Consider the following 10288-nt stretch of genomic DNA (forward strand, 5'->3'; position numbering starts at 1 on the left):
GTGCACCGCGGCCAAGCGTCAGATCACCCCCGACGCCGCCGAGGCGCTGGTCGACGCGGTCGGAACGGACCTGCGGGAGATCGCCGCGGCCTGCACCCAGCTGATCGCCGACACCGAGGGCCGCGTGGACGCCGCCGCGGTGGCCCGCTACCACTCGGGCAAGGCCGAGGCCTCCGGGTTCACGGTGGCGGACCGGGCCGTGGAGGGGCGGCTGCCCGAGGCACTGGAACAACTGCGCTGGTCGCTGGCGGTGGGCACCGCACCGGTGCTGATCAACAGCGCCCTGGCCGGGGCCATTCGCGGGATCGCGGTCGCCGCCCAGCCCCCGCGCGGAATGAGCGAGGCCGATCTGGCCAAACGAGCGAAGGTACCGCCGTGGAAGATGCGGTCCCTGCGCCAACAGGCCAGGGGGTGGAGCCCTGGTGGGGTCACCCGTGCCATGGAGGTGGTCGCGGAGACGGACGCACTGATCAAGGGCGCCGGACGTGACCCCGAGTACGCCCTGGAGCGCGCGGTGATCGAGATCGCCCGCGCCCGCGGCAACCGCTGAGGTCCTCAGCGGATGGTCTGACCGCCCTGCCACACGCGCAGGGTGTTCAGCCCCATGGACCAGGCGAAGGCTCCCTCGTGGTCGGCGTCCCACTGCACGAGGTCGGCGAGGCTGCCCGGGGCGAGCAGTCCGCGGTCGTTGAGTCCGAGGGCCCGTGCGCCGCCGACCGTCGCGGCGTTGAGCGCCTCCTGCACGGTCATCTCGAACATGGATACGGCCAGGGAGATGACCAGGGGCATGGACGTCGTGCCGGACTGGGCGGGGTTGTGGTCGGTGCCCAGTCCCACGGGGACCCCGTGGTCGAGCAGGGCCCGCACCGGCGGGGTTCGGCGTTCGTGCAGGGCCGTGGTGGGGCAGGCGACCACCGGCGTGCGGGTGGTGGCCAGGGCGAGCATGTCCTCGTCGTCGGCCTCGTGCATCAGGTCCACCGAGGTACAACCGAGTTCGGCGGCCATGCGCACGGCGCCGTGGCGGGGTCGCGAGCAGGCGTGCATGGTGGTGCGCAGCCCCACGGACTGCCCCACGCCGAGCAGCATGTGGGCGTCCTCGGTGGTGAACTGCTGGTTGTCGCAGTAGACGTCGACCCCGTCGGCGCCCGCCATGGCGGCGTCGCCGAGCCAGGAGGCCGCGGTGGTCACGTACTCCTTGGGGCGGCCGAAGAACTCGGGCGGCACCCCGTGCGCGGGGAAGAACGTGACGTGCAGGCGGGGCATGCCCGGTTCCTCCTCCAGGGAACGCAGCAGGCGTACGTCGGCGAGTTCGCCGTCCCGGGTGAGGTGGTAGCCGGTCTTGGCCTCCACGGTGGTGCAGCCGGAGAGCACCCAGTGCCGGAGCCGTTCGCGGACGGCGTTGCACAGGGTCCAGGGGTCGGTTCCGCGGGTGATGGTGACCGTGGTGGACACCCCACCGCCGGCGGCGAAGATGTCGGCTCGGGTGGCGCCCTTGGCCCACATGTTGACCTCGGCGTAGCGGTCGCCGGCGTACACGGGGTGGCAATGGGCGTCGACGAGCCCCGGGGTGACGAGCCCGCCACCGATGTTGACGACCTCGTCGACGTCGGTGAGGTCCTCCATCACGCCCGGAATGTGTTGCGGCAGCTCGGCGGCGGGTCCGACCCAGGCCACGCGGTCGTTGTCGATGAGAACCGCGGCTTTGGTCAGCAGCTCGTTACCGGTCCAGAGGCGGCCGATGTTGGTGAGGAGTACTACCGGCATCAGATGGTCCGCCCCCGCCGGTCAGGTCCGTTGCGCGCCACGCGAACGGGGGGCGCGAAGAGCACGGGCGGACATGGCGACCTCGTATCTGGATGTGATTCCGACAGGGCCGTGGGCGGCCTGGGGCCACCGCGCGGTGCCGGATCAGTGGGGGGTGCACCGTCGGGGGACAGCGGCCACTGCCGGCCAGTGCTCCAAAACCGTAGTCCATTCGCCGGCGCCGTGTACACCTCTGCACAGGGACGAATGCGAACGTTCCGGGGCGAAGTTCGCGGAATCTTTGGGTGACGAAGACCACCCGCACCACGCTTGAACTGCGATGACCCGCGTCACGGGTGGAAAACGGCTGAGTGCTCGGAAGACGAGGGACCCGGGACACGCTCGAGGCCGGGGCGTCCCTGCGGACTCCCCGGCCTCGGGCGTGTCACCGTTCGGAGGGCGGCCTCCGGTCAGACGGTGCTCAGTGCGTATCCCTCGAACTTGGCCGCGAGTGACGCGGGCACGAACGCGTGCAGTTCGGTTCCGTCCCCGGTGTGCTCCTCGGTGACCACGCGTCCCTCGTCGTGGGCGCGGGCGATGAGGTCGCCCCGCGAGTACGGGACGAGCGCGCGCACCTCCTCGGCGATCTCGGGAAGGGCGTCGGCCAGGGCCGTCACCAGACCCGGGATGCCCTCGCCTGTGCGCGCCGAGACCTCGACCAGGCCGGGGTATCGGGTGCGCAGGGTCTTGACGGTGTCGGGATCGGCGGCGTCGACCTTGTTGAGCACGATGAGCTCGCGGACGTCACCGGCCTCGATGTCGGCGAGGACCTCGTGTACGGCGGAGATCTGCGCCTCGGGGTCGGGGTGCGAACCGTCGACCACGTGCAGGATCAGATCGGAGTCGGAGACCTCCTCCAGGGTGGAGCGGAAGGCCTCCACCAACTGGTGCGGCAGGTGGCGCACGAAGCCGACCGTGTCGCTGAGCGTGAAGCCGCGACCGTCGGGCGTGCGGGCCTGACGGACCGTCGGGTCCAGGGTGGCGAACAGCGCGTTCTCCACCAGCACCCCGGCTCCGGTGAGCCGGTTGAGCAGACTGGACTTGCCCGCGTTGGTGTACCCGGCCAAAGCGACCGAGGGCACCTGTCGGGTGCGCCGGACGTCGCGCTTGACGTCGCGCGCGGTGCGCATGTGGACCAACTGCCGGCGCAGCTTGGCGACCCTGTCGTGGATGCGACGGCGGTCGGTCTCGATCTTGGTCTCACCGGGACCGCGCAGACCCACGCCGCCGTTTCCACCGCTACCGGCCTGACGGGACAGGGAGTGACCCCAACCGCGCAGTCGCGGCAACAGGTAGTTGAGCTGGGCGAGCTCGACCTGGGCCTTGCCCTCGCTGCTGCTCGCGTGCTGGGCGAAGATGTCCAGGATGAGCGCGGTGCGGTCGATCACCTTGACCTTGACCACGTCCTCCAGCTGGATCAGCTGGCCGGGGGTGAGTTCACCGTCGGTGATGACGGTGTCGGCGCCGGTGGCCTCGACGATGTCGCGGAGCTCGGCCGCCTTGCCCTTACCGATGTAGGTGGCGGGGTCGGGCTTGGAACGGCGCTGGGTGATGCCTTCCAGGACCAGCGCACCGGCGGTCTCGGAGAGTGCGGCGAGTTCGGCGAGCGAGTTGTCGGCGTCGACCTGGGTTCCCCGGGTCCACACTCCGATCAGGACCACACGCTCCAGGCGCAGGGCCCGGTTCTCGACCTCGGTGACGTCGGTGAGTTCTGTGGACAGCCCCTGAACGCGACGCAGAGCGTGGCGTTCGGCCAGTTCCATCTCGCCCCGATCGGGCGAGCCCTCACGGAACGCGTCCTCGGCCTCGTGGCCGATTCGGTCGTCTCCGTGGAAGTCAGCAGTATTCATATCCCTCCAGTTGGGTCAACGCGGGCACCTCCGGGAATCTTCCCTGGCTCGATGGTGGCATCCCGCCTCGAGTGAAGGCACGTTAATTATCGCAGGTGGTGTGACACGAGCCACCAGGACGCGGTCGCCGTGTAACCTTCGAAAGTGCGACAAGGCCGAAGAATCAGCGTATTTACAGAAGAAGATCCGCGAAGATTCTGATCACGGAAACTTCACCCGCCATCGATACCGCGGGTGACGTTGACCGCTTGACATCGAGATAGTAGTTTCACTTCCACATACCAGAAGCTTATTTCGTATTGCGGAAGGTTTTCCATGGGCGCCACGCACGGGGTCGAGATCACGGGACCCCTCAACGACCGGTTCGACGAGATCCTCACCGACGACGCCCTCGCGCTCGTCGCCGAACTGCACCGCACCTTCGAGTCCCGCCGCCAGGACCTCCTGGCCGCGCGCAAGACCCTCGAAGCGCGGGTCGCGGCCGGCGAGGACCTCGACTTCCTCCCCGAGACCAGGCACATCCGCGAGGACGACAGCTGGAAGGTCGCGCCCTCCGCCCCCGGCATCACGGACCGCCGCGTGGAGATCACCGGACCGACCGACCGCAAGATGACCATCAATGCGCTCAACTCCGGCGCGAAGGTGTGGCTGGCCGACCTCGAGGACGCCAACACCCCGCTGTGGGAGAACATGATCCAGGGGCAGCTCAACCTGCGCGACGCCCTGGACCGCCAGATCGACTTCACCTCCCCCCAGGGCAAGACCTACGCCCTGAAGGAGGACTCCGAACTGGCCACCATCGTCGTGCGTCCCCGCGGCTGGCACCTGGACGAGAAGCACATCCTCGTCGACGGTCAGCGCACCAGCGGCGGCATCGTCGACTTCGCGCTGTACTTCTTCCACAGCGCCAAGCGTCAGATCGCCAAGGGCAAGGGCCCGTACTTCTACCTCCCGAAGATGCAGAGCCACCTCGAGGCCCGCCTGTGGAACGACATCTTCGTCCTGGCCCAGGAGCGTCTGGGCATCCCGCGCGGCACCATCCGCGCCACCTGCCTGATCGAGACCATCCCGGCCGCGTTCGAGATGGAGGAGATCCTCTACGAGCTGCGTGAGCACTCCGCCGGTCTCAACGCCGGTCGCTGGGACTACCTGTTCAGCATCATCAAGACCCACCGCACCCGCGGCCGCAGGTTCCTGCTGCCCGAGCGCAACGCCGTCACCATGACCGCCCCGATGATGCGCGCCTACACCGAACTGCTGGTCAAGACCTGCCACAAGCGCGGCGCCCACGCGATCGGCGGCATGGCCGCGTTCATCCCGTCCCGCAAGGACGAGGAGGTCAACAAGAACGCCTTCGCCAAGGTCCGCGACGACAAGTCCCGCGAGTCCGGCGACGGCTTCGACGGCTCCTGGGTCGCCCACCCCGACCTGGTCCCGATCTGCCGCGAGATCTTCGACGGTGTCCTGGGCGACAAGCCCAACCAGATCGACAAGCAGCGCCCCGACGTCGAGGTGACCGCGGCCGACCTGCTCGCCGTCGACCAGACCCCCGGTGGCGTCACCAAGGCCGGCCTGCGCGCCAACATCAACGTCGCACTGCAGTACCTGGCCGCCTGGATGGGCGGGAACGGCGCGGTGGCCATCCACAACCTCATGGAGGACGCCGCCACCGCCGAGATCTCCCGTTCGCAGATCTGGCAGTGGCTGCACAACGACGTCACCCTCGACGACGGCCCCAAGGTCACCGCCGAGCTCGTCAAGCAGATCATCGAGGAGGAGCTCGTCACCATCAAGGACGCCCTCGGCGCCGGCTACGACGAGGACCTGTTCAAGCAGGCCAAGGAGCTGTTCACCGAGGTCGCCCTGGACGACGAGTACGTCGACTTCCTGACGCTGCCCGCCTACGAGCGCATGCCGTAGCGCTCAGAGGTATTTCATAAAACGGAAGAATGTTTCCACCGCACCCCTTGTCTCGGCAAGGGGTGCGGTCGTACGGTCCCTCTGCGAGGTCGAGTCCTCCGACCGAACCAGGGGAGACGCCCATGGCCACGTCCGTACGCCCGACGAGCATCCCGGCGGCGCTGACCGCCCTGGTCCCTCGACTTCATGAGATCTGCGGCGAGGACGGTGTCCTCACCGACCTCTCCCGACGCCGCGTCTACGAGAGCGACGGACTCACCTACCACCGCGCCACCCCGGGCGTGGTCGCCCTGCCGACCACCACGGAGCAGGTCGCCGCCGTCATCTCCCTGTGCGCCGAACACGGTGTCCCCTACGTCCCCCGCGGAGCCGGCACCGGTCTGTCCGCGGGAGCGCTCCCCCACGCCGAGGGGGTCCTCCTCGTCACCTCGCGCATGCGTCGCATCGTCGAGATCGACCTGGAGAACGAGTGCGCCGTGGTCGAACCCGGCGTGGCCAACCTCGACATCACACGTGCCGCCGCGCCGTACGGCTACTACTACGCGCCCGACCCCTCCAGCCAGCAGGTCTGTTCGGTCGGCGGCAACGTCGCCGAGAACTCCGGCGGGGCGCACTGCCTCAAGTACGGTTTCACCTCCGGGCACGTGCGCGGCCTGGAGATCGTCACCCCGTCCGGCGAGGTCGTGGAGCTGGGCGGCAAGGCGACCGGCGCGCACGGCTACGACCTCATCGGCGCGTTCATCGGCTCCGAGGGCACCCTGGGCGTGGCCACCCGCGTCACCGTCTCCCTGACCCGATCGCCGCAGAAGACCGTCACCCTGCTGTCGGCGTTCTCGTCCATGGACGCCGGTGGCGAGACCGTGGGTGCGATCATCGCCGCCGGGGTGCTGCCGTCGGCGATCGAGATGATGGACGCGCTGGCCATCGAGGCCGCGGAGGCGGCGGTGGCCTGCGACTACCCGGCGGGCGCCGCCGCGGTGCTGGTGGTGGAGCTGGACGGGCCGGCCCATGAGGTCGACGCCCAGGTGGAGAGGGTGACCGGGCTCTGCGCCGCCGGCGGCTCCTTCGAGACCCGTACCGCCAGTGGCGCGGAGGAGCGGGCACTGATCTGGAAGGGCCGCAAGTCCGCCTTCGCCGCGGTGGGCCGGATCAGCCCGGCCTACATCGTGCAGGACGGGGTGGTGCCGCGCACGGCCCTGGGCGAGGTGCTGGGCCGCATCGCCGCGTTGTCCGCCGAGACGGGCATCCGGGTGGCCAACGTCTTCCACGCGGGTGATGGCAACCTGCACCCACTGGTGTTGTTCGACGACGCCGAACCCGGCGCGGGAAAGCTCGCCGAGGAGGTGTCGGGGGCCATCCTCGACCTGTGTGTGGAGCACGGGGGTTCCATCACCGGTGAGCACGGGGTGGGTGTCGACAAGGCGTGCAAGATGCCGCGCATGTACTCCGACGACGACCTGGCCACCTTCGACCTGTTCCGGCGGGCGTTCGACCCCGACGGGATCGCGAACCCGGACAAGCTGTTGCCCACCCCGCGTCTGTGCGGTGAGCGGCCCGGGGTGCGCACAGGGGTGCATCCCTTGGTGGAGTCCGGGCGGGCCGAGCAGTTCTGACCTCGAACGGCGAGAGGCGGGAAGACCGAGCGTGAAGGACTTGGACGTCGAAGGCGTCACCCTGCGTGCGGGGACCGAGGCGGACGCGGTGTGCGGGGTTCCACCCGACCGTGTGGCCCGCCCCGAGAACACCGAGGCGCTCGGGAGGCTGCTGGCCACCGCCCGTGACGCCGGGGCGACGGTGACCCCGCGCGGGGGCGGCACCGCCCTGGACTGGGGTTCGCCGCCCCGATCCCTGGACCTGATGGTGGACACCTCGGCGCTGTCCTGGATCGACCACAACGCCGGTGACCTGGTCGTCGAGGTCGGTGCGGGCACTCCGCTGGCCGAGCTGCGGCGGACCCTGGCCGAGGCCGGACAACGCCTGTCCCACGACCCGGTACGCGTGGGCGGCACCGTGGGCGGTGCGCTGGCGACCGGAGTGAACGGGCCCCGTCGGTTGCTCGCCGGGACACTGCGGGACCTGGTGATCGGGATGACCTTGGTGCGCGCCGACGGGGTGGTGGCGCGCAGCGGTGGTCGCGTGGTCAAGAACGTGGCCGGGTACGACCTGGCCAAGCTGCACACCGGCGGCTACGGAACGCTCGGGGTGATCGCCTCGGCGGCGTTCCGGCTGCACCCGCTGCCATCGGCCGTTCGGGTGGTGAGCGTGCCGCTGCGGTCACGGGAGAGGACCGAGCGGTCCTTGGCGGCCCTGCGGGCCACCGCGGTGGTGCCTGCGGCGGTGGAACTCGACCACGACCGGTTGTGCGTGGTCCTGGAAGGAACCGCCGAGGGCCTGGTCCCCCGGGTCGAGGAGACCGTCCGGGCGTTGGGCGGGGACGATGCGGAGGTCACCGAAGCGCTTCCCGAGGGGTGGGGCGTCCTGCCCACCGAAGGCACCCTGGCGCGGATCCTGGTGCCGCCGGCCGAGGTTCCGTCCCTGGTCGAAGAGCTGGACGCTCTGGCCGGCGACGTCCGATGGTACGGGTCGATCCCCGCGGGGACCCTGTACCTGTCGTTCGCTCCCGGTACACCCGTCGACGTCGTGGAGAAGCTCTCGGCGGCGGTCCGTCGCGCCCCCGACCGGTCCGCGGTCCTGTTGCGCGCCGAACCGCACCTGCACGAGGCCGGGGTCGATCCTTGGGGTGAGGTTCCGGGCCTGTCGCTGATGCGAGCGGTCAAGGACTCCTTCGATCCCGACCACCGTCTCTCGCCCGGCCGCTTCGCGGGCGGGATCTGAACCGTTCACCGCGCACCCCCTGGGAGGATCCCGTGACCGAACCACCGACCGAACCGGAGCGTCTCTTCGGCGACCTGCTGAACGACTGCGTGCACTGCGGTTTCTGTCTGCCGACCTGCCCCACCAACGTGCTGTGGGGTCAGGAGATGGACTCCCCGCGCGGGCGCATCCACCTGATGTCGCAGATGCACGAGGAGGACGTGCTCACCGAGACGGCCGTCGGGCACTTCGACAACTGCCTGGGCTGTCTGGCGTGCGTGTCCTCCTGCCCGTCCGGGGTGGCCTACGACGCCCTGTTGGAGCACACCCGCCACCGGGTGGAGAGCGAGCACGAGCGGCCCCGCGGCGAACGGGCCTTGCGCGCGGCGGTGTTCTCGCTCTTCCCGTACCGCAACCGGCTGCGGGCCATGCGCGGACCGCTGCGCACCTACCAGGCGAGCGGAGTGTCCTCGCTGGTACGACGTACCGGGCTGCTCGACCGCCTCTCCCCCACCCTGGCCACGATGGAGCGCATCGCGCCGCCGTTGTCGACTCCCCCACCCCCGCTACCCGAACTGGTGCCGGCCGTCGGCGCCCGCCGGGCCCGGGTGGGCATGCTGGTGGGCTGTGTGCAGGGAGCGTTCTTCCCCGAGGTGAACACGGCGACCGCGCGGGTGCTGGCCTTGGAGGGCTGCGACGTGGTGATCCCGCGTGCCCAGGGCTGTTGCGGCGCGTTGTCGGGCCACGCCGGTCGTCTCCTGGAGGCGGTGGAGTTCGCCAAGAGGTTCGTGGAGGTGTTCGAGGCCGGCCAGGTGGAGCGGATCGTGGTGAACTCCGCCGGGTGCGGGTCCAGCATGAGGCACTTCGAGCGCACCATGGCCGAAGCCGGGGAGAGCGACGCCTGGGTGGAACGCGCCCGGAAGGTCTCGGCCAAGGTGGTGGACCTGACCGAGTTCCTCGTGGACCTGGGACCGCGCGCCGAACGCCACCCGCTGCCGCTGCGCGTGGCCTACCACGACGCCTGCCACCTTTCCCACGGCCAGGGCGTGACCCGTCAGCCCCGAGAACTGCTCACACAGATCCCCGGACTGGAGGTCTCCGACCTGCCGAACAAGGAGATCTGCTGTGGTTCTGCGGGGGTGTACAACCTGTTCAAGCCCGAGGCCGCCGCCGAACTCGGAGACCGCAAGGGGCGGGACGTGGCCGCCACCGGCGCGGAGGTGCTGGTGTCGGGCAACCCGGGCTGTTCACTGCAGATCGCCTCGGCGATGGAACGCGCCGACACCCCGGTGACGGTGACCCACACCGCCCGAGTACTCGACGCGTCCCTGCGCGGCCTGACCCCCGAACAACTCCTCGGCAGAAGGTGAACCTTTCCAAAAGGAGAGCGGCGATAAAGGCGCACAGAGAACCTGTCGCCGCTTTTTACATTCCTCCGAAAACACACCCTACCCATTGATCAGACCCGGCCGGCGACAACGCGCCATCCCTGGAATCGTCGGCGAGAACGAAATTTCAGGTCACAATTTCCCCATGACCCGCAGCACCCCCATGGCCACATCCGGACACCCAGAGTTCCCCAGAGGCCACGCATGGCAACCGGCCGAATTCGACCACGAAGGAAGAAACAAGCGCCTAACCGGCAAAGACATCCGAAGTGCGCGCTCCCTCACCTCCTACAGGCGATCCGAACCACCCGAGACAAGAGGGTTCCCACCATGCCGAGAAAACGACCGACCACTATCGCAACAACCTGAAAAACACCGAAAAAACGCATCCTGATTCCGCATTCGAGGACAACAGAGAAATGTTGCAAGGAATCCCCCGGAAAGGAAGCATGAACAGAACCAAGAAAGTCCTTGTGACCGTTCTGGTCGCTGCGGGCATCAGCGTTGGAACGG

General features: G+C 69.1%; 8 protein-coding genes. 5 read left to right on the forward strand and 3 right to left on the reverse strand.

Annotated features, from left to right (window positions below; all coding sequences use genetic code 11):
- A partial coding sequence (gene holA / locus K8V84_RS12940; protein WP_369696627.1) for a DNA polymerase III subunit delta occupies window positions 1–550 on the forward strand: 550 nt, incomplete at its 5' end.
- A gap of 5 nt (window positions 551–555) precedes the next feature.
- Here the strand turns inward: holA and K8V84_RS12945 are convergent.
- Window positions 556–1764: an amidohydrolase family protein gene (locus K8V84_RS12945; protein ID WP_304074473.1), complete on the reverse strand. Its 1209-nt coding sequence runs from the start codon at window positions 1762–1764 to the stop codon at window positions 556–558.
- 449 nt (window positions 1765–2213) lie between these two features.
- Complete coding sequence (hflX, locus tag K8V84_RS12950; protein ID WP_304074475.1) at window positions 2214–3653, reverse strand: GTPase HflX; 1440 nt, start codon at window positions 3651–3653, stop codon at window positions 2214–2216.
- A 315-nt stretch (window positions 3654–3968) separates the two neighbouring features.
- Between hflX and aceB the strand changes: the two genes are divergently transcribed.
- The 4 genes from aceB to K8V84_RS12970 all read left to right on the forward strand — a co-directional run bounded on the left by aceB (window position 3969) and on the right by K8V84_RS12970 (window position 9757).
- Complete coding sequence (aceB, locus tag K8V84_RS12955) at window positions 3969–5573, forward strand: malate synthase A (protein WP_304074477.1); 1605 nt, start codon at window positions 3969–3971, stop codon at window positions 5571–5573.
- 122 nt (window positions 5574–5695) lie between these two features.
- Window positions 5696–7186, forward strand: coding sequence for an FAD-linked oxidase C-terminal domain-containing protein (locus tag K8V84_RS12960; RefSeq protein ID WP_304074478.1), 1491 nt, complete (start codon window positions 5696–5698; stop codon window positions 7184–7186).
- 31 nt (window positions 7187–7217) lie between these two features.
- The gene (locus K8V84_RS12965) at window positions 7218–8408 is read left to right on the forward strand and encodes an FAD-binding oxidoreductase (protein WP_304074480.1); all 1191 of its coding nucleotides are present in this window, start codon (window positions 7218–7220) and stop codon (window positions 8406–8408) included.
- Window positions 8409–8440: 32 nt separating this feature from the next.
- The gene (locus K8V84_RS12970) at window positions 8441–9757 is read left to right on the forward strand and encodes a (Fe-S)-binding protein (RefSeq protein WP_304074482.1); all 1317 of its coding nucleotides are present in this window, start codon (window positions 8441–8443) and stop codon (window positions 9755–9757) included.
- Between the two features lie 299 nt (window positions 9758–10056).
- Here K8V84_RS12970 and K8V84_RS12975 read toward each other — a convergent pair.
- The coding region (locus tag K8V84_RS12975; RefSeq protein ID WP_304074484.1) for a hypothetical protein at window positions 10057–10288 on the reverse strand (232 nt) is incomplete at its 5' end.

The organism is Nocardiopsis listeri, assembly GCF_020741345.1.
Lineage (GTDB): Bacteria > Actinomycetota > Actinomycetes > Streptosporangiales > Streptosporangiaceae > Nocardiopsis > Nocardiopsis listeri_A.

Bases quoted from the DNA above. Each gene is read 5' to 3' on its own strand.
- aceB (WP_304074477.1), top strand. From the start codon at position 3,969: ATGGGCGCCACGCACGGGGTCGAGATCACGGGACCCCTCAACGACCGG.
- hflX (WP_304074475.1), bottom strand. From the start codon at position 3,653: ATGAATACTGCTGACTTCCACGGAGACGACCGAATCGGCCACGAGGCC.
- K8V84_RS12960 (WP_304074478.1), top strand. From the start codon at position 5,696: ATGGCCACGTCCGTACGCCCGACGAGCATCCCGGCGGCGCTGACCGCC.
- K8V84_RS12945 (WP_304074473.1), bottom strand. From the start codon at position 1,764: ATGCCGGTAGTACTCCTCACCAACATCGGCCGCCTCTGGACCGGTAAC.